The organism is Microtetraspora sp. AC03309 (genome assembly GCF_020826795.1).
GTDB lineage: Bacteria > Actinomycetota > Actinomycetes > Streptosporangiales > Streptosporangiaceae > Microtetraspora > Microtetraspora glauca.
Genome location: NZ_JADDIL010000007.1, coordinates 1 through 21,899, shown reverse-complemented (window position 1 = coordinate 21,899; position 21,899 = coordinate 1). Strand labels below are relative to the sequence as shown.

Sequence of the window (21,899 nt, the reverse complement as noted above, 5' to 3'; positions counted from 1 at the left end):
TACGATGCTGTGTCGTGGACGGAGGATCGACGCTGACGAGACGCTCCCTGCTGGGCGCCACCGCGGCCGGCATGCTCGTCTCGGGCTGCTCGTCTACCCCCGCCGCGAAACCCCGCCCGTCGGGGCCTCCCGATCCCGAGACGGTGCTGCTCAGGTCGCTGATCGCGGACAAGGAGAAGACGGTCGCCCTCTACCGGCGGGCCGCGCTCTCTCTGACCGACCTGGCCACCGCGCTTCAGCCGTTCGAGCAGCGCCACCTGGCCCACCTGGCGGCCATGCGCCGCATGCTTCCGGAGGGAGCGGAATCGTCCGCACCCGCACCGTCCACGCCTTCGACGGCCGGGCCCTCCGCGTCCACGACCGCCACGGCCACGCCGTCCGCGTCGCACTCGTCCGACGTCTCGCTGGCAGATCTGCGCGGCGCGGAACGCCGGGCCGCGGCAGCCAGGCCCGGACAGATGGCGGGGGCGTCCCCTGTCCTGTCCCAGCTCCTTGCCAGCGTCGGCGCGTGCGAGGCCGTGCACGTCATCGCCCTCGGGAGGCTGCGATGAACGACCCGCTCGGAAAGGTGCTCTCCGCCGAGCACGCCGCCGTGTACGCCTACGGAGTGGTCGGGGCAAGGACCAAGGGCGCGCTGCGTACCAGGGCCACGGCCGGGTTCGACGCCCACAGAGCACGGAGGGATCGGCTGCGCGCGCTGATCGTGCAGCGGGGCGGCACGCCGCCCGAGCCGGCCCCGACCTATCCGCTTCCTTTCGAGGTGAAGGACCAGTCGGACGCCGTGCGGCTCGCCACGCTCATCGAGGAGCGGGTCGTCACCGCCTATCTGGAGCTGGCCGCCGACGAGGACGCGTCGCTGCGGCGGCTCGCCGCCCAGGCGATGCAGGAGGGCGCGACCCGCGCGTACGGCTGGCACCCTGCGGTCGGCGCGTTTCCGGGAATGCCGGCGGAGAGGACCTCGGGCTCTCCCCTGGTGAAGATCGAGCCCACACCGGTCCCCGCGGCCTCCCCGTAAGGCATGCCGGTCCCTGCGGCTTCCCAGTAGGGCATACCGGTCGCTCCGGTCTCCCAGTAGGCGGGTCCGCAGGGCAGGGGAGGTTGTCCCGTCGGGCCCGTCGGCCCGGGCCCGATGAAGGCGTCAGGCCCAGCGGGCCCGACAAAGGTGCGGGCCCGGCGGGCCTGTGCCGTGTCAGGCCCGGCAGGCCGCGAGGACGCGGTCCATGGCCTCGGCGAGCGGGATCTCCTCCTTGGTCCCGGTCGCGCGGTCGCGCAGCTCGACCACGCCCTGCGCGAGGCCCCGGCCGATGATCAGCACGGTGGGCAGGCCGAGCAGCTCGGAGTCCTTGAACTTCACGCCCGGCGAGACGCCGGGGCGGTCGTCCACCAGGACGCGCAGGCCGCGTGACTCGAGCTCCTCGGCGAGCTGGGTCGCCACCTCGATCTGGTTCTCCTTGCCGGTGCCCACGATGTGCACGTCGGCGGGCGCGATCTCGCGCGGCCACACGAGGCCGAGCGCGTCGTACCGCTGCTCGGCCACCACGGCCACCGCGCGCGAGACGCCCACGCCGTAGGACCCCATGGTGACGCGGATCGGCTTGCCGTCAGGGCCGAGGGCGTCGAGCCCGGCGGCGTCGGCGTACTTGCGGCCGAGCTGGAAGATGTGGCCGATCTCGATGCCGCGGTCGATGGACAGCGGGTGGGCGCAGCGCGGGCAGAGGTCGCCGGCCCGGATCTCCGCGGCCTCGATGGTTCCGTCGGGCTGGAAGTCGCGGCCGGCGACGACGTGGGCGGCGTGCTTGCCGGGCTCGTTCGCGCCGGTGACCCACGCGGAGCCGGTGACCACCCGGGGGTCGACGAGGTAGGTGATGCCCAGGGACGCGAGGACCTGCGGGCCGATGTAGCCGCGGACGAGTCCGGGGTGGCGGGCGAAGTCCTCGCCTTCGAAGATCTCCGGGATGCCGGGGGCGACCGCGGCCTCGAGCCGCTTGAAGTCGACCTCGCGGTCTCCGGGTACGCCGATGACGAGGGTCTCGACCTTGTCCGATCCGGGCGTGCGCACCTTCACGACGATGTTCTTGAGGGTGTCGGCCGCGGTGATCCCGAGACCGAAGTGCTCGTTGACGTGGTCGACCAGCGACTCGATGGTCGGCGTGTTCGGCGTGTCCAGGACCTCGAGGGCGGGATGCTCCTCCGTCACCGCGGGCGGCGCGGACGTGGTGACCGCCTCGGCGTTCGCCGCGTATCCGCAGTTGTGGCAGGCGACGAAGGTGTCCTCTCCGGTGGGGCAGGGCGCGAGGAACTCCTCCGACGCCGAGCCGCCCATCGCTCCGGACATGGCGAAGCAGATCCGGTAGTCGATGCCGAGCCGGTCGAAGATGCGGATGTAGGCGTCGCGGTGCTGCTCGTAGGAGTGCTTGAGACCGTCGTCGTCGAGGTCGAAGGAGTAGGAGTCCTTCATGACGAACTCGCGGCCGCGCAGGATGCCCGCCCTCGGACGGGCCTCGTCACGGTACTTCGTCTGGATCTGGTAGAGGGTGACCGGATAGTCCTTATAGGAGGAGTACTCCCCCTTGACCATGTCGGTGAACATCTCCTCGTGGGTGGGCCCGAGGAGGTAGTCGGAGCCCTTGCGGTCCTTGAGCCGGAAGAGCGTGTCGCCGTACTCGGTCCAGCGGCCGGTCGGCTCGTAGAAGTCGCGGGGCAGCAGCGCGGGGAAGAGCACCTCCTGGGCGCCCATCCGGTCCATCTCCTCGCGCACCACGCGTGCGACGTTCTCCAGGACGATCTTGCCGAGCGGCAGCCAGGAGTAGATGCCCGGGGCGACCCGGCGGATGTAGCCGGCGCGGACGAGCAGCTTGTGGCTCGGCACTTCCGCGTCCGCCGGATCCTCACGCAGGGTGCGCAGGAACAGGGTCGACATACGCAGCAGCACGGCTACTCCTCGGTCGCGATGGGTGATCTCATGAGAGACGATGTGCTAAGGCTATCGACTCCTGGCCGCGGACCGCCCGCTCTTATACGGCGACGGCCAGTGTGTAGACCACGCCGAGCACGAGCGCGATCCCGGAGGCGTGCAGCCGGCACGACAGGCTGGGCCTCAGACACAGGGCGCAGATCAGGCCGAGGGCGACCGCCGCGGCGGCGGCCCACTCCCAGGTCGGGAGCACCGTGCCGTTGATCCGGTCCATGTAGCTGTCGACGACGTCGATGATGAAGAAGACGGCGAGCCCGCCCGCCGCGGCGTCACCCCACACGCCGCGCAGCCGGGTGAGCGAGGCCAGCACGCCGCTCAGCACCATGAGGAACAGCAGGCGGTTGAGCGAGTCGGCGGCCACCCCGTCCAGCGGGGACTGTCCCCCGAAGATCGCCGCGCCCAGGATCAGGGAGATCATCAGGCCGAACGCGGTGAGCGCGCAGTTGACCAGCGCCCAGCCGAACCCGAGCGACAGGCGCCCGGCCAGGATCACCACGGCCAGGTAGAGATAGGGGTCGGCGGCCGCGAACACCTGCGCGGGAGCACGCCCGCCACCCAGCGCGGCGAGTGCTCCGACGACCACGCCCAAGGCGAGTCCGAGCAGCATGTCACGCTGGATACGGCGTTCCCACCGTTCCAGGTCGGCGAAGTCGCCGGGCAGTCCGCCCGACATTCGACGCCGGAACTTGTCCAAGGCCACAGCCACTCGATCCCCCGAAATCATACGAAAGTGGCAATAGCGAGTATATATCCACCCCAAAACAGGACAAAATACTCCCCAGGTCAGGGATAACAAGCAACCGCTTGTTATGCTGCCGGGCGTGACCTCAACTGATGAACTGCGCGAGCTGCGCGCCGCCGTACGATCCTTCCTCGACGCCCACCCCGGCGCGGCGGACCAGGCCGCATGGCACCGGTTCGCCGGAGAGCTCGGGGTCGCCGGGCTCGCCGTCCCCGAGGAGTACGGCGGCGCCGGCTGCGGTCTCGCCGAAGTGGCGGTCGTCTGCGAGGAGATCGGCCGGGCCCTGTCCTCACTTCCCTACCTTCCCACCGCCGTGCTCGCCGTATCCGCGATCAACGAGTCGGGAGACGACGAGGCCAAGGAGCGGCTGCTCCCCGGCATCGCCGACGGGACCGTGACGGCCACCGTCATCTTCCCCGGCGACGCCGAGCTCACCCTGGAAGGGGGACGCCTGAGCGGCGTCGCGCCGTACACGCTGGACGGGGACGTGGTCCTCGCCTACGTCGGCGACGCCCTGGTCGAGGCGGTCCCCTCCGCTCGCAGGCCGCACGTCACGATGGACGAGACCCGCCCGCTGGTCGAGCTGACCTTCGACGGCGTTCCGGCCCGGCGAATCGGGGACGCCGGGCCGTGCGACCGGGTCCGCGACCTCGGCGTCGCCGCCCTGGCCGCCGAGCAGGTCGGCGGGGCGGCGCGCTGCCTGGAGTCGGCCGTGGACTACGCCAAGCAGCGGCACCAGTTCGGCCGTCCGATCGGCTCGTTCCAGGCGATCAAGCACAAGCTGGCCGACATGCTGCTCCAGGTGGAGTCGGCCAGGTCGGCCGCCTACCAGGCCTGTGCGGCTCCCGCCGACGAGTTGCCGGTCTATGCGGCGATCGCGGGGTCGTACTGCACGGAGGCGTACCTGGCGGCGGCCGGGGAGAGCATCCAGATCCACGGCGGCATCGGCGTCACCTGGGAGCACGACGCCCACCGCTACTTCAAGCGCGCGACCTCCGACGCCCAGCTCTTCGGGCCGCCGCAGGCGCACCGGGCACGGCTGGCCCAGACCGTGCTCTGACCGACGGGAGCCGACGGTCGGGCATGTGACTCGGGCGTCAGCCGCCGAGCAGTTCCTCCCAGTCCCGCCGGGAGCCGGTCCGGCCCCCCGGCTCCCCGCCGCCCTCGATCGAGGCGGACATCCGCCACAGACCGGGAGTCGTGCGCAGGCGCTCCAGCCCGAGGGGGTCGACCGCGCGCAGCAGGAAGCCGACGCCCATGACGTCGAGGTTCGCCGTCGTGGGCGTGACCAGGCCGGACGGACCGGCCAGGCCGCCCTCTACCCCCGGCTCGCGGACCCGCTCGATGACCAGGTCCGCCACCTCCGAGGCGTAGGGGCCGTCGCCCCACTCCACGTGCCAGCTCTCGTCCGCCGCCCGCCACCACATGAGATCGCGGCAGGCGTCGCGCACCTCCGCCTCGCTGGACAGCGCCGCCATCACCCGGCCGAGCGCCTCGTAGCGCCGGGCGTTCGGCACCGGCTCGACCTCCGCATGCCCTTCGGGCTGCCTCCTACGGAATCCCCTCATGTCTGGGAGCGTGCCATCCGGCTGCTGGTGCGTCCCCGGGTTTCTCCGCCTTTTGCCCACGAGGATCAACTTTGATCGTCACGGCAACCCCGCGCAACCCCTCATTCGCGACATTCCACCCGTACGGGCGGCGCCACGCCGTACATCGGGGGCGGCCGGAACGGGCTCCGGCGCGGCCCGGGAAAAGAGATCACCGAGCGGTGGCGCGGCCGACCTGGCCCTATGGGGCCCTCGTGGTAAAGAATCACGTAAAGGACGCCTGCTTTGGAGGCGATGGTGACGTTGCGCGTGGCGATCGTGGGATCAGGCCCGGCCGGGATCTACACCGCCGAGGCCCTGACCAAGCAGTCAGGCGAGCCGATCGAGATCGACGTACTCGAACGGCTGCCCACCCCCTACGGGCTCGTCCGGTACGGCGTGGCCCCCGACCACACATCGATCAAGTCGATCGCGGGCTACCTGCGGCGGGTGCTCGAATCCCCCGGGGTGCGTTTCCTCGGCGGCGTCGAGCTCGGCGCGGACGTCTCCGTCGACGACCTGCTGGCCTGCTATGACGCGATCGTCTACTGCACCGGCGCGATGGTCGACCGGCACCTCGGCATCCCGGGCGAGGACCTGCCGGGCAGCGTCGCGGCGACCGACTTCGTCAACTGGTACTGCGGCCACCCGGACGTCCCCGCCGACATGTTCACGCTGGACGCCGAGGATGTGGCGGTGATCGGCGTCGGCAACGTCGCGGTCGACGTGGTGCGCATCCTCGCCAAGACCGCCGACGAACTTCGCGGCACGGACGTACCGGAGGAGGTGCTCGACCGGCTCGCCGCCTCACGGGTCAAGCGGATCCACATGATCGGGCGCCGGGGCGCGGAGCACGCCAAGTTCACCCTCAAGGAGCTGCGCGAGCTCGGCGAGGTACCGAACGCCGACGTCCTGACCTACCCCGACGAGGTCGAGGTGGGTGACCTCGACGCGCTCTCCCGCCAGATCAGGGGCAACGTCGACGTACTGCGCTCGTGGTCGGAGCGGGTCCCCGCGAACCGGCCGCGCAGGCTGGACGTGCGCTTCTGGCTGCGCCCGGTGGAGATCCTGGGCACGGCGCACGTCGAGGGCCTCCGCCTCGAACGGACCCACCTCGTGGAGGGGCGGGTCACGGGCACCGGCGAGTACGAGACCATCCCGGTGGGCATGGTGCTCCGTTCGGTGGGCTATCGGAGCGTGGCGCTTCCCGGCGTGCCGTTCGACGGCGCGACCAGCACCGTGCCCAACGTCGCGGGCAAGGTGACGGGAACCGACCGCCAGTACGTCGCCGGATGGCTCAAACGCGGCCCGACCGGCGTGATCGGCACCAACAAGTCCGACGCCGCCGAGACCGTCCGCACGCTGCTCGCGGAGGTCGCTCCCGGGACGGCGGGCACCAAGCTGGACGACGTCCTGAGCGCGCGGAGCCTCACCCCGGTGACGTACGAGGACTGGCTCGCGATCGAGGCGGCGGAGACCGACCTCGCCAGGACCCTGGGCAGGGGCGAACGCGTCAAGATCGTCGGACGTCCCGCCATGCTCACCGCCTGCGGTCGCGTCCCGCGGGACACGGCGGGCGCCTCGTCCTGACCCCTCCGGACGATTTTGCGAGGATCAGAGTATGAAGACGACCCTGCCCGCACCGTCCGCGCTCATCGGAGCGTTCGAGGAGACCTACCGCGAGCAGTCGGAACGATTCACCGGGGACGAACCCACCTGGCAGCCGGTGCACACGGTGTACGTCCCCGCCGACCAGGTCTCCGCGGACACCGTCGACGCCTGGGGACGCACGGCGACCGAGCTCCTCCACGAGCATCTCTTCTCCCCCGGCGAGCTGCCGCCGCTGTGCGGGCTCGATCCCGACCTGGCGGCGCCCGTACACGAGCGGGTCCGCAGAAAGCTGCGGATCGAGCCGGTCGAGGACCTCCGGATCGACTTCGAGGACGGGTACGGCCGGCGCCCGGACGCCGAGGAGGACCGGCACGTCGAGAGCGCCGCGGCGGCCGTGGCCGCGATGGCGCGGGCGGGCACGCTGCCGCGCCGCTGGGGGCTGCGGGTGAAGTCGTTCGCCGACGGCGACCCCGTACGGAGCGTCAGGACGCTCGACGGGTTCCTCACCGAGGTGGTCGGTCAGGTGGGGAGTCTGCCCGCGGGTTTCACCGTGACGTTCCCCAAGGTGCTCATGGAGGCCTACCTCGGGCAGTTCGCGGCCTGCCTGGAGACTCTGGAGGGCGCGCTGGGCCTGCCGGAGCGCACCCTGCGGTTCGAGATCCAGGTCGAGGCGCCGCAGACCGTGGCCTTCCTGCTGCGCTCCCCCGACCTGGTGCGGTCGCTCAAGGGGCGCCTGGCCGCGGCGCACTTCGGGGTGTTCGACTACACGGCTTCCTGCGGGTTGCCGCCGCACGAGCAGCGGCTGGACCACCCGGTGTGCGATCACGCCAGGGAGGTCATGCGCGTCGCGTTCGCCGGGACCGGCGTGGAGCTGTCCGACGGCTCGCTGGCCGCCCACCCCGCCTCCGACCGGACCGAGGACGTGCGCGCGCTGTGGGCCCGGCACGCCGCGCTGGTGGCCCACTCCCTGTCGAACGGCTTCTACCAGGGCTGGGACATGCATCCCTCACATCTGGTCAGCCGTTACGCGGCCGTGTACGCGTTCCATCTGGCCAACTACGAGGAGTACTGCGCCCGGGTCGAGGCGTGGGAGCAGCGACGGGACGCGGGCGGCGGCGTGATGGACGAACCCGCCACGATCAGGAGCCTGATGGCCGCCCTGCGCCGGGCCGACCACGCCCTGTCTCTCTGACCCGCCTCCGAAGTGCGGGGTCGATCAGGCGCGATCGAGGAGGTGGCGCCAAGCGCGGACCCGGGTCCGGTCCACGGGGTCGATCCAGGATTCGCGTACGGCGCTGCCGACGTGGAAGGCGCGCACGCCGCGGTCTTTCAGCACGGGGACGTGCTCCTGCTTCAGCCCGCCTCCCGCCATGATGATCTCGCCGTCTCCGGCGTCGGTGCGTTCGCGCAGCACCGGCAGGCCGTCGCCGACCCCCTTCGGGGAGCCGGACGTGAGAATGGTGGCCAGGTTCGGCAGCAGCCGTACGGCACGCCAGGCGGCCCGGACGTCGGCGGCGTGGTCGACCGCCCGGTGAAAGGTCCACGGCAACGGGGCGACCGCGTGGATGAGCGCCTCGGTCGCCTCCATGTCGACCGCGCCCTCGGCGGTCAGGAAGCCGAACACGAAGCCGCCCGCCCCCGCCCTGGCCAGTTCCTTGGCGTCGTCGCGGAGCCGGTCGAGCTCCTCGGGGGTCGCCGTGAAGCCCGCGTTGCACCGCAACATCACCATCTGGGGCAGCGCGCACGCGCTGGAGATCGCGGCCACCACGTCCGCCGAGGGGGTGAGCCCACCGGAGGCCATGTCGGACACGATCTCCAGGCGGTCGGCTCCTCCCTCCTCGGCGGCGACGGCGTCACGCACATCCAGCGCGATCACTTCCAGCAGCGGTGCGGTCATGTACCGAACAGTAGCCGGTCCGTTTGCCACGCTGTACGGCATGCGCCCTGTTCAGCATGCGATCAGTACCTTGTGCGGGCGGATGTCACGGTGGCGCCCGCCTGCCGTTCGAAGAGCGCCCCCGACGCCCTGTGGGCCAGGTCGACGGTCCTGACGTGCCGGAATCCCAGTTCGGCGTAGTAGCGCTGGAGCCGGAGGTTGTCCTTCGAGCAGTCCAGCCGGAGCCAGCGCCTGCCCTCGGCGGCCGCGCGCAGCCCGGCCCAGTCGAGGAGCGCCTCGCCCAGCCCCTTTCCGGCGTACGTCCGGCTTACCGCCAGCTTGTGGACGTAGCGCGCGCTGTCGGGACGATCTGCCCGTCCCCAGAACTCGGGATCGGCGTGGCCGTCGAGCGCGACCGTCGCGGCGGTGCCCGCCCCGTCGTCGAGGACGTACATGACGCCCGCGTCGATGAGCGGCTCGATCCGGGAGGCGGGGAAGCCCGCCGCCGGCCACTGCCGTACCCCCTGGGAGTCGAGCCACTTCGCGGCGTCGGCGAGCAGGGCGAGCACGGACGGAAGGTCGCCGTGGGTGGCCCGGCGGAGGGTGAACTTCGCGGGCAGCATGATGTGGGACGGCATGGTCGATTCCTTTCAGTGGTGCGATGAACACGGAAAGTCACCGATGGAGGGTGTACGCCTCCGCGCGGCCTCGACAGGCGTCTAGCGGGAACGGCCTTCCAGCGGCGTTCGCCCGCCGGATGGCGGCCTTCTCCAGCGCATGGAGGGGGCAGGCCTGGACTCGTGCGACGGCGAGCGGGCCCCGCGGTCGCCCACGGGGAGGAACGAGGGGGAACGCCCCGTCAGTCGACGGGGGATCCGTGGCGCGTCAACGGGCTTCCAGCTCGTACCTGATGAGGTGTTTGTCGGCGGGAAGCACCGACACCGCGACGCGGACGGGCACGTCCTCCGGGTCGTATCCGACCCGGACATAGACGACGACGGGCGTACCCGGCTCCAGTTGGAGGCGCGCGGACTCGTCGGGAGTCGGCATCCGGGCGGAGATGTCGTCGATGACGCGGACCTGGGGGTGCCCGAGTTCTTCGAGCACCCGGTTCGCGCCCCTTCTGATGTCGCGGGGCCGGGCGATCTCGGACTCGGCGACGAAGGCGTACGGGAAGTAGGAGTCGTTCGTGTTGTACGGCTGGCCGTCCACGAAGCGGAGCCGGCGCCTGACGACGGCGAGGGCCCGGCCGGCGAGGGCGAGCCGGGTCGCCACGTCCTCCGGAGGCTGGACGATGGCGACCTCGATGTCCTGGCCCGCCTCGCGCCCCTCGGAGGTGACGGCGTGCACGAAGGCGTCGATGCGGGGCTCGCCCGCGCGAAGGGACGACAGTTCGTCCTGCGGGCGGATGAGGAGCGGGCGGCGCTCGCGTACGAACGTTCCACGACGGCGCATCCTGAGGATGAGGCCCTCGTTCTCAAGCTCTCCCAGCGCCAGCCGCACGGTGTTGCGGCTGACCGAGTGGGCCTCCATGAGCTCGGCCTCGGTGGGGATCTGGTCTCCTGGCCCGAGCGCTCCCACGTAGATGGCCTTCCGCAACTCGGCGGCCACCTGCTGGTAGAGCGACGATCGTGCCATTTTCCCTCAATCTACCCTTTTGTGCCAACAAATTTAGACGATCTCTGTCTTGCTGCAAACAACCACTTGACCTGAGCGCGCGGACCGCGCATTATCCAAACGTTGGTACAAATACATCCAATGGGAGCGGGGGCGCCGCAAGCGGTCCCTCACACCTACCAGAGCAGCGGAAGCGGGATGTCAGTGCCGTCGGTATCTACCGAACTGACCGTCTGGTGCGAGAACGGGGTCTTCGCCTGGAATGAGGGCGATGTCGTCGTGACGCATCCGGCGGACGATCCGGCCGGCGCCGCACTGCTGATCAGGCGTTACCAGACAGGACCGGCCGGTCCCGGCGAGGACGACCGGCCGCCACGGACTCCGCGCGATCAAAGACGGCCACGACCCCAACCCTCGCCGGGGTCGTGACCGTCTCGCCCGGAGCGTGACGTGTCCTGGCGGGCCCCCCACGCCCGCCAGGACGCGTCACGTCATCTCCAGGCCGCTGGAGCGGTCCTTCCAGACACTCCCCGCCCGCGCACTCCCACGCGGACGCCTCTCTTCCTCGCGTCTTCCTCGTGAAGGACGGTTCCCCTTCCGCCTTCCTCGTGCGGGCCGGATCGCCTTCCTCGCCTTCGTCGTGCGGGCCGGTTCGCCTTCCTCGCCTTCGTCGCACCGGGAGACACCCACGCCGCCTCTTGCGCGGCCGTTCCCGTGCCGCCTCTTCCGCGATCTTCCGCGCCTTCCCTTTCGCGCTCCCACTCAGCGGGATTCCTCCAGCGCACGGCAGGCCACTCGACCCACGCTTTCAGCGAGGAGCGGCGAGAGCCGCGCGCGGCGTTCTCCCTGGTCACGTGCACGCACCTGCTGCCACAGACCACCACATAGAGGTCATCGGGAATGACGAAGCCCGTATCCGGCTTGACACTCATCAGGGGTCGCCATTGCGCCCTACCAAGCGCTTGCTAAGGTGTGCGCAGGACACGGACGGGACTGAGGAGGAAGCGCCAGGATGAGCACCGACGCGGCCCGGCTGATCGCGCCGGACACCGTACGTCCCGCGTCGCACGGCCCCGCGCCCCGCCATCCCGCGAGCGAGCCCGCCCTGCCGTCGGCCGACGGACGCCCCGGCCACCGGAGCGGCCGTCCCGGCCGAATCGGGCAGCGCGCCTCCCTCTCCGATCCCTCCGACGGAAAGCACTTCAGGAACGTGCTCGGCCGGTTCGCCACCGGAGTCGTCGCCGTCACCGCGATCGACGCCGAGACCGGCCTGCCGTACGGCCTCGTGGCCAACTCCTTCACCTCGGTCAGCCTGGATCCGCCGCTGGTGGCGTTCTGCGTGGCCCACACCAGCACGAGCTGGCCCCGGGTCAAGGCGGCGGGACCGCTGTGTGTCACCGTGCTCGCCGACACGCAACGGCAGGTGTGCGACCAGCTCGCGGCCAGGGGCGGCGACAAGTTCGCCGGCCTGTCCTGGAGCCTCTCGCCCGCGGGCGGCCCCGTCTTCGACGGGGCGCTCGCATGGCTCGACTGCACGATCGAGGCGGAGCATCCGGCTGGAGACCACGTCATCGTGGTGGCCCGTGTCCATGGGCTCGACAAGCACGAGGACGGCAATCCGCTCGTCTTCTTCCGCGGAGATTACGGACGGTTCCACGCATGACGCTGGAGAGCTTCAGAGAAAAGGTCAGGGACTGGCTGGAGGCCAACCTGACCGGCGAGTTCGCCGACGCCCGCGGCCTGGGCGGCCCCGGGCGCGAGCACGAGGGCCACGACCTGCGGGTCGCCTGGGAGCGCCACCTCGGCGCAGCGGGCTGGACCTGCCTCGGCTGGCCGGGCAAGTACGGCGGCCGTGACGCGACGCTGGACGAGCAGGTCGTGTTCTACGAGGAGTACGCCCGGGCGAACGCACCGGCGCGGGTCGGCCACATCGGCGAGGGCCTGATCGGCCCGACCATCCTCGACTTCGGCACGCCGGAGCAGAAGGACCGCTTCCTCCCACCCATCCAGCGGGGCGAGGAGCTGTGGTGCCAGGGCTACTCGGAACCGGACGCCGGTTCCGACCTCGCGAACGTGCAGACCAAGGCCGTGCTCGAAGGCGATGAGTGGGTCATCACCGGGCAGAAGGTCTGGACCTCACTCGCCCACGTCGCCGACTGGTGCTTCGTGGTGTGCCGTACCGAAGCGGGCTCCCAGCGGCACGCCGGCCTGTCCTACCTGCTCGTCCCGATGGACCAGCCGGGGATCGAGATCAGGCCCATCACGCAGATGACCGGCACCGGAGAGTTCAACGAGGTCTTCTTCGACGGCGCCCGTACGGCCGCCGCGAACATCCTGGGCGAGCCCGGCGACGGCTGGCGGGTCGCGATGGCCACGCTCGGCTACGAGCGCGGCGCGTCCACGCTGGGCCAGCAGATCGGCTTCCGGCGCGAGCTCGCCGCGGTGATCGAGGCGGCCCGCGGGTCCGGCGCGATCGACGACCCCGTGCTGCGGGACCGGCTGACCCAGTCCTGGCTGGAGCTGGAGATCATGCGCCTCAACGCCCTGCGCACGATGACCTCGCTGAGCGCGGGCGAGCCGGGCCCCGAGGTGTCGATCGGGAAGCTCTACTGGTCCGAGTGGCACCGCAGGCTGGGCGAGCTGGCGCAGGCCGTCCAGGGACGGGCGGGTCTGGTCGCCGACGGCGAGCCGTACGACCTGAACGACCTGCAGCGGCTGTACCTCTTCAGCCGGGCCGACACGATCTATGCCGGTTCGAGCGAGATCCAGCGCAACATCATCGCCGAGCGCACCCTCGGCCTGCCCCGGGGTTAACCCCGGAGCATCGAGACCAGGGCGTTCGCGAAGAGATCGGGGGCGTCCAGCTCGTAGCGGAGGAACAGGTACGGCTCGGTGAGCTCAAGCTCGATCAGCACGGGCTCACCGTCCGGCATCCTGACGAGGTCGACCCGCGCGTAGAGCAGTTCCTCGGATACCTTGCTGAGCACGAGCTCGGCGACCTCGAACTGGTCGGTGTCCGGGTCGCGCAGGGTCGCCCTGTTGTTCAGGTCGAGCTCCTGGCCGCCCCCCGCCAGCATCGGATGCCGCCGTACGGCATGGCTGAACTGGCCGCCGAAGTAGAGCAGGGACAACTCGCCCTCGTGTTCGACGGTGTCGAGGTACGGCTGCACCATGACGGTCCGCCCCTGGCGGACGAGTTCGGCGGCGTGCGCCTCCGCCACGGCCCGGTCGGCGGTCCTGATGGTGTGGCGCGCGCCCGCCGAGATCGCGGGCTTGACCACGTACTCGTCCCACTCGGGAATGCCCTCGTCGCTCCAGTGCGTGGGGACGGTCGGCACGCCGAGGTCGCGCAGGTAGGTCTTGTCGGTGTTCCACTCCAGCACGGTCGCGGGGTTCAGCAGCCGGGTCCCCTCCCCGGTCCGGTGGGCCCAGGCGACGAACTCGTCCCGGCGGTCGATGTAGTCCCACGTGGACCGGACCACCGCGGCGTCGAAGGAGGACCAGTCGACGTCCTGATCGTCCCATCGCACCGGTGTGCCCTCGACGCCCGCTCCCAGCCAGGCCGCGAGCGCGGTCTCCCGCTCGTCGTCGTGGCCCAGTGGATCGGCGAAGGTGACGTAGGCGACCTTCATCGCACTCCCATCATGTCGTGTCAGTACCTAAAAATCGTACGGACATGTCGACGAAGAGGCGGCACGCGGGTGGACGTCAGGCGAAGCCGTACACGGGAACGGGGACGGGCGCGTGGGCGAGGAGCCCGGCGACGGCGGCGCCCACGTCGGCGCGGTCCCATTCGCCACGGCCGGCCCGTGGGCCGTGCCGCCACCCGGTCGCCAGGGAGATCGCCCCGCCTCCCACCTCGAAGACGCGGCCGGTGACATGCCGCGCCCCGGCGGAGCCGAGCCAGACGGCGAGGGACGCGGCATCGGCCGGATCCACGGCGTCGGCGTCCCCTCTGTCCGCCGCGCCTCCGTCCGTCGTCCCGTCCGCCCCGGCCGCCGCGTTCGACGCGATCGGCGCGATCGCGTTGACGGTGACGCCGTACGCGTCCAGCTCCGCGGCGGCGACCTGGGTGAGCGCGGCGATCCCGGCCGTCGCGGCCGCGTAGTTGCCCTGTCCCGCGCGGCCGTACAGTCCGGCGCCCGACGACGTGTTGATCACGCGGGCGTCCACGGGGTGCCCCGCCGCCGCGCGCTCCCGCCAGTACGCGGCGGCGTGCCGAAGCGGCAGGAAGTGCCCCTTGAGGTGGACGCGGATCACGTCGTCCCAGTCCCGCTCGGTCATCGACACCAGCGCGCGGTCGCGGGTGAACCCGATGGTGCCGGCCAGGACGTCCAGCCCGCCGAAAGCGCTCAGCGCGGTCTTGACGAGCCGTGCCGCTCCGTCCCAGTCCGCGACGTCGTCGCCGTTGGCGACCGCCTGGCCACCCGCGGAGCGGATCTCGTCCACCACGTCGCGGGCCGGGCATCCGGAGCCGCCGGAGCCGTGTGGTCCGGCGCCGAGATCGTTGACGACGACCTTCGCCCCCTGCCGCGCGAACTCCAGGGCTTGCGCGCGCCCGATGCCGCGTCCCGCCCCGGTCACCACGACGACCCGACCCTCGCAGATGCCCATTCATCGACCCTTTCCACCGTGATCTCCGACAGTTTTCTCGGAGTCCACATGATCTGTCCAGGGTCCGAAGGCCCCTGTTGAGAACGGGCGTGACCCGCGGAAAGGGCGGGCGGTCAGGCGCGCCCGGTGAGCACCTCGGCGGCGGCCTGCCCGCAGACGCGCGCGGCCCCGTGAGTAGCGATGTGGACCGCCCCCAGGTCGGTACGGCCCGGCAGGCCCATCTCCACCACCACGCCGTCCGGACGGGCGGAGAGCAGGTGGGACACCGTGTCCATCTGCCACGGGTAGCGGTGGGCGTCCCGTACGACGACGACCAGGGGCCGACCGGCCGCCCCGCCGAGTGCCGCCGAGGGCACGCCGTCCGCCACGTCCGTCTCACGCAGGCGGGTGACGGTGGTCCCCGGAAGCATCCGGGTGAGCGGCTCGGCCGTTCCCCACGGCATGTGCTTGTCGATGGCGAGGTTGGTCTCCGGGGCGAGTTCGACCACGTGCGGCGCCTCCACCAGCGGCAGCAGGCCGGACGCCCCCGCGCGCCGAGTGACCCGGATCGCGCGCCGGGCCGCCACGAGACCGATGTCCGCCGGAGTCCCGGGACCGCTCCCGTTGGTCCCGGGACTCCCCGCCCGCCCGTCCGCCCGCTCTGCGGCCTGCCATGCCGCCAGGTCGCGGACCCTCCGGGCCGCCTCCGCGAGCCGTTCCTCGGGCAGCCGCCCCTCGACGACCGCGGCGACGATGGCGCGGCGGATGTGCTCGGCCGTCTCCTCGTCGCAGTTCTCCCCGCCGACGCACACGGCGTCCGCGCCCGCGGCGACGGCCATGGCGCTCGCGCCTCCCAGGCCGTGCACCCCGGCCACGGCGGCCATCTCGATGCCGTCGGTGACGATCAGGCCGTCGAAGCCGAGCTCGTTCCTGAGCAGCCCGGTCAGGATCCGCGGGCTGAGCGTCGCGGGCAGGCCGTCGTCGTACGCGGTGACCAGCAGGTGGCCGGTCATGATCGAGCGCACGCCCTCCTGGATCGCGGCGCGGAACGGCCACAGCTCCGCTTCGGCGAGTTCCTCACGGGAGACCGTGACCCGGGGGACGCCGTGGTGGGAGTCCACCGCGGTGTCCCCGTGCCCGGGGAAGTGCTTGGCGCAGGCCGCGACGCCGACGGACTGGAGGCCGCGGATCCAGGCGGCGGTGTGCCGGGCGACCAGGTCGGGGTCCGCGCCGAACGCCCGCAGCCCGATGACCGGGTTGTCCGGGTTGGAGTTGACGTCCGCCGCGGGCGCGAAGTCCAGGTTGATCCCCGCGGCGGCCAGGTCGCGCCCCACGTCGCGGGCGACCTGCTCGGTCAGCTCCACGTCGTCCACCACGCCGAGGGCGTAGTTGCCCGGCCGGGAGCTGCCCGTGCTGGCCTCCAGCCGGGTGACCTCGCCGGCCTCCTCGTCGATCCCGACCAGGACCTGCGGGTTCTCGGCGCGAAGCGCGGCGGTCAGGTCGGCGAGCTGCCCCGCGCTCTGGACGTTGCGTGAGAACAGCACGACTCCGGCCAGTCCCTCGGCGAGCCGCCCGCGCAGCCAGTCCGGGGGCGCCGTCCCGGGGAAGCCGGGCAGGATGACAGTGTCGGCGAGGCGCACCAGTTCACGCATGCCCGCAATCTAATAGGAAAGTTTCCTATTCGCTAGCCTGCCTCACCTCCTATTTGGCGGAGCTCGTTGTTCTCGACCGCGAAAGCGGCGACCGTGGAGGCGGGAGCCCCCGGTCGGTCCACGTACTCCACCGCCCGGTAGTCGGCCCGGAAGCCGTCCATGTCGGCCGTACAGGACATGTAGCCGCGGTGGCCGTCGAAGAACCGGAGGAGCGGGTTGAGTTCGAGGACGGCGCGGCCGTCGGTCTCCGGTGGCATGCTCGTCACCGAGGTGCCGGCGAACTCGACCCCCAGCGCCGTCGATCCCGGATCGGCCCAGTCGGCCCGCAGGTCGCCCGCCCAGCCACCCCGCTCGTCACCGCTCAGCACGACGAGTCCGTCTGGCGCCTCGGCCAGCACGCGGGCGCGGCTCTCCGGATAGGCGTCCCACGCGCCGGCACCCGCCGTCGGCTCCGGGAGGACCCGGCGGCCGAAGAACACCGCCTGGCCCAGGACCTTCCAGCGCGCGGTCGCGCTCCGCAGCCGCCCGATCAGCCACTCTTCCTGCGCCGCTCCGAGCATGTCGCCGCCGTCGCGGTACTGGCGCGTGTCGGCCAGCACGAAGTCCACGACCCGGCCGTACGGCCTCCAGCGGTAGACCTGCAGGGCCGCCCCGGTCGGCCGGGCCCGCAGCGGCATGTGCTCGTAGTACGCCTTGAACGCGGCCGTCCTCCGCTTGAGGAAGGCCGCCGGGCTGGTGCCGTTCCCGGGCAGCACGCCCGCGTAACCGTCGCGCACCTCGTGGTCGTCGGGTACGGGCAGCCATGGCGCGGCGGCGTGCGCGGCCTGCAGATCGGGATCCATCCGGTAACGCGCGTACCGGTCCCGGTAGGCCCCGAGCGTCGCGCACTCCGCCTCCGACTCCAGCGGGCGCACGTACCGGCCCGGTCCGGGATTCTTCGGCTTGCCGTACTCGTATATGTAGGAACCGAGGTGCAGGATCACCTCGGGCCGCTCGTCGGCGAGGTGCCGCAGGGCCGTGAAATGCCCGTGCTCGTAGCGTTGGCACGATACAACCCCGAACCGCACGGGTGCGGTGGACGCGGGATCGGGAGCGGTCCTGGTCCGGCCGACCGGGCTTCGGTGCGAGTCCACCGAGAACCGGTAGAAGTAGTCCGTGCCGGGCCGCAGGCCCGAGACTCTGACGTGCACGCTGTGCGCCCAGTCGGGCTGCGCCGCGACCGTGCCGGACTGGATCACGCGGGCGAGTTTCTCGTCCTCCGCGATCTCCCACTGAACTGTCGCCGTCTGGTTCGGCATGCCGCCCGGCCGCGTGGGATGCAGCGGCTCGGGGGCGAGACGGGTCCACAGGATGACCCCGTCGGGAAGCGGCTCCCCCGAGGCCACTCCCAAGGTAAACGGATACCCCAATTTCACCATAGGAAGGATCCTGCACAATAAGTGATGTTCGCGATGCCAGGTTGCGCAAGCCCGGGTTTGTAACAAGCGCTTGGCTATCGTCACCAAAGCGCGGTGAGCAGGTGACTCTCACGGGCATTGGGCGAGCAAGCCATTGCTCGGAGCCTCATAATGGTGGTGTGAACCAGCGAAAGAACTCCGGAGGCGCCACCGCTGCCCCGGTGAGACGCCAGGGCACGACCAAAAGGGCCGTCACCTCGGGCTCGGCGTCCGAGCGGCGTGACCATCTCGTCAAGCTCGCGGCGGAGCTCTTCGCACGGAAGGGCTTCCAGGCGACCACCGTCCGCCAGATCGCCGACGAGGCCGGCATCCTCTCAGGAAGCCTCTACCACCACTTCGACTCCAAGGAGACGATCGTCGACGAGGTGCTGCGCACCTTCCTCGAGGATCTCACCGCCCGTTACCGGGCCGTCCTGGAGAGCGGGGGCGACGCGCGCACCGTCCTGTCCGAGATGGTACGGATCGGGTTCGGCACACTGGAGCCGCACCGGGCGGCCATCACGGTGATGCAGAACGACTGGAACTACCTCCGCTCCATCCCCGGAGACCGCTTCGGCTACCTGGTCAAGGCCGAGGACGAGGTCGAGCGGATGTGGGTCGAGCAGATCAAGCGCGGCCAGGCCGAGGGGCTGTTCCGTGACGACCTCGATCCCAAGCTCACCTACCGGATGATCCGCGACACGATCTGGGTCGCGGTGCGCTGGTTCCGCCCGGGTGGCCGCCTCGACACCACCGGGCTGGCCGAGCACTACATCACCGTGCTGTTCGACGGCGTCTCCACCGGAGACCGCGCCAGCCAGCAGCCATGATGCTCCTCAAGGCCGTACGGCATGCCCTCACCGAGGCGGCCGACCCGGCCAAGGCGCCGGCCATGCAGGCGTACATGAAGTCCGGCATGCCGTTCCTCGGTGTGCAGGCCGTCCCCCGGCGCAACGCGTTGAAGCGGGTCTTCACCGAGCACCGCCTGGGCTCGGCCCCCGAGTGGCGCAAGGCGGTCCTCGCGCTCTGGCGCGAGGCGGAATACCGCGAGGAGCGGTACGCCGCGATCGAACTGTCCTCGCATCGCTACTACCGGTCCTGGCAGACGCTCTACACCATCCCGATGTACGAGGAGATGGTCGTCACCGGCGCCTGGTGGGACCTGGTCGACGACATCGCCGTCCACCGGGTCGGCACGCTGCTGCGGCTCTACCCCGAGACCATGCGCCCGCTGATGCTGGAGTGGGCGCACGACCCCGACCTGTGGAAACGGCGCACCGCGATCCTCTGCCAGAACTCCTTCAAGGAGCGGACCGACCCCGCGCTGCTGTACGCGTGCATCGAGCCGAGCCTGTCGGACATCGACTTCTTCGCGCGCAAGGCCATCGGCTGGGCCCTGCGCGAGTACGCGAAGACCAAGCCGGACGAGGTCGTCCGCTACGTCGACCACCACGGCATCTCCGGCCTGAGCCGCCGCGAGGCCCTCCGCAACCTCCCCACGCGCTAGCAGTACTTCGTGACCCAACGACGTACTACTGAGCCCCGGCGCGCGGGGCCCGGCACGATGAGAGGTTTCATCGGCCGGCCCACTTTCCCCGCTTGTTGGTGGCGTCGATGAGCAGTTGGCGGGCGGGGGCGCACTCATACCCTTGGCGGGTGAAATATTCCTCGATGCCCATCGGCAACCACGAGCCGTCCATCAGCTTGGGGTGAGTCTGGATGTAGTAGGCGGCGCCCATCAGAAAGCCCAGGCACGCCCAGTCGGATTGGATCCTGGTGGTCACCTGGCCGTCGATCAGTAGCAGGCTGCTGGTGCCCTCAAGGTCGATCCACGAGCATTCACCGAAGTCCCAGAACAGGTTCCGATGCCGGCCCAACTGGGGCAGGATCACGCGTCCGTTGGTGAACAGCGCGTGCCCGACGCCGTAGTTGAACCAGCGCGGAACCATGTCCTTCTTCGCCTGCCTGCGGCGCATTTCTGTGATCATGCTCTGGCTGAACTGGTTCCACGCGATATCGGATACCTTGCTCACGCCGATGCCGTCGGCGAAGCCTGCCGGGGTGTAGGAGCCGTTCCCCTTGGGCTTGAACTGGGAGACCGACGCGGGCCCCTGCGCCAGGATCCTCTCGTTCTCCAGTAATCGGACCGGCGATGGCACCGGTGGAACCGACAGCGCCCCCTTGTCGAGAACTTGGACAGCGATCTCGCAGGTATAGAGAAGCGCCCGCTCGTGAGGGGTCAAGCCATCCGGTTGATTGGTCACAGCGTTGCCCTCCTTGATGATGCGCTGTCCCGGACAGGGCGAAGCGAAAATACCGATGCGTGCTGTCGAATATGACGCTCCCCATGGAATTCGGGCTCGATCCGCTGCGTAGTGAGCTGCCGCGAAACAATCGGCCGATCAACCACTCCTGCACTGCCTCCTTCTGTTCTGCTGGTCCTCCCGTGGGTTGACGAGAGAGTGATCGTCGGTCCCGTCTCGCGACTGACTACGCTCCCTCCACCCCCGTGACACAGGCGACGGTCTTCGTGGCCATGAGGCCGTAGTGCGGCCCCCACGAGACACGGCCCCAGGCCAGTGCGCAGCCACGTCCGATGTCCCGCATGTGCTTGCTCACCCCCCACGTTGAAGCCGAGGAGTTGAGGAACGCGCAGACCTTCCCGCGCCCCGCGTCGTGGAAGACGTGGATGTACGCGGCCGCGCCCTTGAACCCCTTCGCCTACACCGGCACCCGGGCGACGCGGACCCCCCGCGCAGGTGGGCAGGGAAGAACCCGCCGCCGGTCACTGGAACGAGTGGATCACGAAGCCATACATCGTGCCGACGCTCATCTCGATCCGTGTCCAGCCGAGCGGGTTGGGGCCGAGCTGGAATGTGGAACGCTGCAGGTAGCGGTCCTCGTCGAACACAGAGGAGATCTTCGTCATCTCCAGACCGCTCAAGGCGTGCAGGCCGGTCGGCCCGAGCCTGGCGGCGAGTCCTTCGACGGCCTCGGAGCAGGAGGACGTGCCCTCCCTTTCGGCGAGCGCGTCATCCGCGCCATCGGACATCCGGTTGGAGCAGAAGTCATGCGGGTCGTCGGCCATCCTCGCCAGGGAATTCTGGGTCGCCGAAATCTCCCGGGCGGTCAGTTCGGCCTCCTCGCGCGACTCCTCGGCCGTGGTCCGCTTCTGGCCCTCCTCGTAGGACGACTGGAACCCGAAGCCGGTCATGCACAGGCAGCCGAGCGTGATCCAGGCCACCACTCCGAACACGAGAGGACGCCCACGGAGCCGGCCGCGCCGGTACAGGAGCACCCCGGCCACCGCCATGGCCAGCCAGCCGATCAACAGGATCCAGCGCAGCTGCCACAAAAAGATGACCAGCAGGAAGAACACCACGAAAAGACCGACGCCGCCGACTCCCACGACCGCGCCGCCGATCGCGGCGCCCCCGCCCCCGGACTCGCCCCCGGACCCGGCTGTGGGGCGCGTTCCCTCCCTGCGCGGCGGATCGACCCCCAGCAGCGGCGACGAGGACGGAGGCGACGAGACGGGAACATTTCCGTCTCTGCGGATCGTCCCGCCCGGGTCTCGGACGTACTCCGTCCATCTGCCGTTCTCACTCCAGCGGACCCGGCCCTGCGGGTCCCTCCTGAATCCCGGCCCGTACGACATCAAGGGCTTCCTCTGTTCTCCTGGTCCCCCGACGGTTGACGAGAAAGCGAGGGTCCGTTGCCGTCGGCCCCCCGCCGCTACTGACTACGCGCCCTCTGCCCCCCTTCCCCCGCGCCTTCTGCCCCCGTGACACAGGCGACGGTCTTCGTGGCCA

At 70.6% G+C, this 21,899-nt stretch carries 21 protein-coding genes; 9 read left to right on the top strand and 12 right to left on the bottom strand.

The window, feature by feature from the left end:
- The first annotated feature begins 14 nt into the window (after positions 1-14).
- The gene (locus IMZ11_RS05550; protein ID WP_228638135.1) at positions 15-551 is read left to right on the top strand and encodes a hypothetical protein; all 537 of its coding nucleotides are present in this window, start codon (positions 15-17) and stop codon (positions 549-551) included.
- Entirely contained in the window at positions 548-1,015 is a 468-nt protein-coding gene (locus tag IMZ11_RS05545; RefSeq protein WP_228638133.1) for a ferritin-like domain-containing protein, read from the top strand. Before IMZ11_RS05550 ends, IMZ11_RS05545 begins: the two co-directional genes overlap by 4 nt.
- A gap of 174 nt (positions 1,016-1,189) precedes the next feature.
- Here the strand turns inward: IMZ11_RS05545 and IMZ11_RS05540 are convergent, their stop codons facing one another.
- Together IMZ11_RS05540 and IMZ11_RS05535 are read right to left on the bottom strand one after the other, a co-directional pair.
- Positions 1,190-2,932, bottom strand: a complete 1,743-nt coding sequence (locus IMZ11_RS05540; RefSeq protein WP_228638131.1) for a proline--tRNA ligase — start codon at positions 2,930-2,932, stop codon at positions 1,190-1,192.
- An 82-nt stretch (positions 2,933-3,014) separates the two neighbouring features.
- Entirely contained in the window at positions 3,015-3,674 is a 660-nt protein-coding gene (locus tag IMZ11_RS05535) for a hypothetical protein (RefSeq protein ID WP_228638128.1), read from the bottom strand.
- 121 nt (positions 3,675-3,795) lie between these two features.
- On the opposite strand from IMZ11_RS05535, the gene IMZ11_RS05530 reads away from it, so the two are divergent.
- Positions 3,796-4,776, top strand: a complete 981-nt coding sequence (locus IMZ11_RS05530; RefSeq protein WP_228638126.1) for an acyl-CoA dehydrogenase family protein — start codon at positions 3,796-3,798, stop codon at positions 4,774-4,776.
- 37 nt (positions 4,777-4,813) lie between these two features.
- Here IMZ11_RS05530 and IMZ11_RS05525 read toward each other — a convergent pair whose 3' ends face one another.
- Positions 4,814-5,284 (bottom strand): hypothetical protein, encoded by a 471-nt coding sequence (locus IMZ11_RS05525; protein ID WP_228638124.1) that lies wholly within the window; start codon positions 5,282-5,284, stop codon positions 4,814-4,816.
- 273 nt (positions 5,285-5,557) lie between these two features.
- On the opposite strand from IMZ11_RS05525, the gene IMZ11_RS05520 reads away from it, so the two are divergent.
- Both IMZ11_RS05520 and IMZ11_RS05515 read left to right on the top strand, forming a co-directional pair.
- The gene (locus IMZ11_RS05520) at positions 5,558-6,892 is read left to right on the top strand and encodes an FAD-dependent oxidoreductase (protein WP_228638309.1); all 1,335 of its coding nucleotides are present in this window, start codon (positions 5,558-5,560) and stop codon (positions 6,890-6,892) included.
- A 31-nt stretch (positions 6,893-6,923) separates the two neighbouring features.
- Positions 6,924-8,105, top strand: coding sequence for an aldolase (locus tag IMZ11_RS05515; RefSeq protein WP_228638122.1), 1,182 nt, complete (start codon positions 6,924-6,926; stop codon positions 8,103-8,105).
- A 24-nt stretch (positions 8,106-8,129) separates the two neighbouring features.
- On the opposite strand, the gene IMZ11_RS05510 is transcribed toward IMZ11_RS05515, so the two are convergent.
- The 3 genes from IMZ11_RS05510 to IMZ11_RS05500 all read right to left on the bottom strand — a co-directional run bounded on the left by IMZ11_RS05510 (position 8,130) and on the right by IMZ11_RS05500 (position 10,427).
- Complete coding sequence (locus tag IMZ11_RS05510) at positions 8,130-8,810, bottom strand: copper homeostasis protein CutC (RefSeq protein WP_061257669.1); 681 nt, start codon at positions 8,808-8,810, stop codon at positions 8,130-8,132.
- Positions 8,811-8,872: 62 nt separating this feature from the next.
- Entirely contained in the window at positions 8,873-9,427 is a 555-nt protein-coding gene (locus IMZ11_RS05505; protein WP_228638120.1) for a GNAT family N-acetyltransferase, read from the bottom strand.
- A gap of 247 nt (positions 9,428-9,674) precedes the next feature.
- Positions 9,675-10,427, bottom strand: a complete 753-nt coding sequence (locus IMZ11_RS05500) for a GntR family transcriptional regulator (RefSeq protein ID WP_228638118.1) — start codon at positions 10,425-10,427, stop codon at positions 9,675-9,677.
- Between the two features lie 991 nt (positions 10,428-11,418).
- On the opposite strand from IMZ11_RS05500, the gene IMZ11_RS05495 reads away from it, so the two are divergent.
- Complete coding sequence (locus tag IMZ11_RS05495) at positions 11,419-12,069, top strand: flavin reductase family protein (RefSeq protein WP_228638116.1); 651 nt, start codon at positions 11,419-11,421, stop codon at positions 12,067-12,069.
- Positions 12,066-13,220: an acyl-CoA dehydrogenase family protein gene (locus tag IMZ11_RS05490; protein WP_228638114.1), complete on the top strand. Its 1,155-nt coding sequence runs from the start codon at positions 12,066-12,068 to the stop codon at positions 13,218-13,220. The genes IMZ11_RS05495 and IMZ11_RS05490 overlap by 4 nt, the downstream gene beginning before the upstream one ends.
- On the opposite strand, the gene IMZ11_RS05485 is transcribed toward IMZ11_RS05490, so the two are convergent.
- From IMZ11_RS05485 to IMZ11_RS05470, 4 genes are all read right to left on the bottom strand, one after another.
- Positions 13,217-14,038 (bottom strand): RimK family alpha-L-glutamate ligase, encoded by an 822-nt coding sequence (locus tag IMZ11_RS05485; protein WP_228638112.1) that lies wholly within the window; start codon positions 14,036-14,038, stop codon positions 13,217-13,219. The two genes, IMZ11_RS05490 and IMZ11_RS05485, sit on opposite strands and share 4 nt — an antisense overlap.
- Before the next feature lie 76 nt (positions 14,039-14,114).
- Positions 14,115-15,020 (bottom strand): SDR family oxidoreductase, encoded by a 906-nt coding sequence (locus IMZ11_RS05480; protein ID WP_228638110.1) that lies wholly within the window; start codon positions 15,018-15,020, stop codon positions 14,115-14,117.
- Positions 15,021-15,133: 113 nt separating this feature from the next.
- Positions 15,134-16,651, bottom strand: coding sequence for a glycoside hydrolase family 3 protein (locus IMZ11_RS05475; RefSeq protein ID WP_228638108.1), 1,518 nt, complete (start codon positions 16,649-16,651; stop codon positions 15,134-15,136).
- Positions 16,652-16,683: 32 nt separating this feature from the next.
- Positions 16,684-18,060 carry an alkaline phosphatase gene (locus IMZ11_RS05470; RefSeq protein WP_228638106.1) on the bottom strand — a complete coding sequence of 459 codons (1,377 nt, stop codon included), beginning with the start codon at positions 18,058-18,060 and terminating at the stop codon, positions 16,684-16,686.
- 167 nt (positions 18,061-18,227) lie between these two features.
- Here IMZ11_RS05470 and IMZ11_RS05465 point away from each other — a divergent pair, with 167 nt between their 5' ends.
- Together IMZ11_RS05465 and IMZ11_RS05460 are read left to right on the top strand one after the other, a co-directional pair.
- Positions 18,228-18,917, top strand: coding sequence for a TetR/AcrR family transcriptional regulator (locus tag IMZ11_RS05465; RefSeq protein ID WP_061257676.1), 690 nt, complete (start codon positions 18,228-18,230; stop codon positions 18,915-18,917).
- On the top strand, positions 18,914-19,594 hold the full coding sequence (locus IMZ11_RS05460) for a DNA alkylation repair protein (RefSeq protein ID WP_228638104.1): 681 nt from the start codon (positions 18,914-18,916) through the stop codon (positions 19,592-19,594). The genes IMZ11_RS05465 and IMZ11_RS05460 overlap by 4 nt, the downstream gene beginning before the upstream one ends.
- Positions 19,595-19,661: 67 nt before the next feature.
- Here the strand turns inward: IMZ11_RS05460 and IMZ11_RS05455 are convergent, their stop codons facing one another.
- Both IMZ11_RS05455 and IMZ11_RS05450 read right to left on the bottom strand, forming a co-directional pair.
- Positions 19,662-20,351, bottom strand: a complete 690-nt coding sequence (locus IMZ11_RS05455) for a hypothetical protein (protein WP_228638102.1) — start codon at positions 20,349-20,351, stop codon at positions 19,662-19,664.
- Between the two features lie 521 nt (positions 20,352-20,872).
- On the bottom strand, positions 20,873-21,745 hold the full coding sequence (locus IMZ11_RS05450) for a hypothetical protein (protein WP_228638100.1): 873 nt from the start codon (positions 21,743-21,745) through the stop codon (positions 20,873-20,875).
- Between the last annotated feature and the right edge of the window lie 154 nt (positions 21,746-21,899).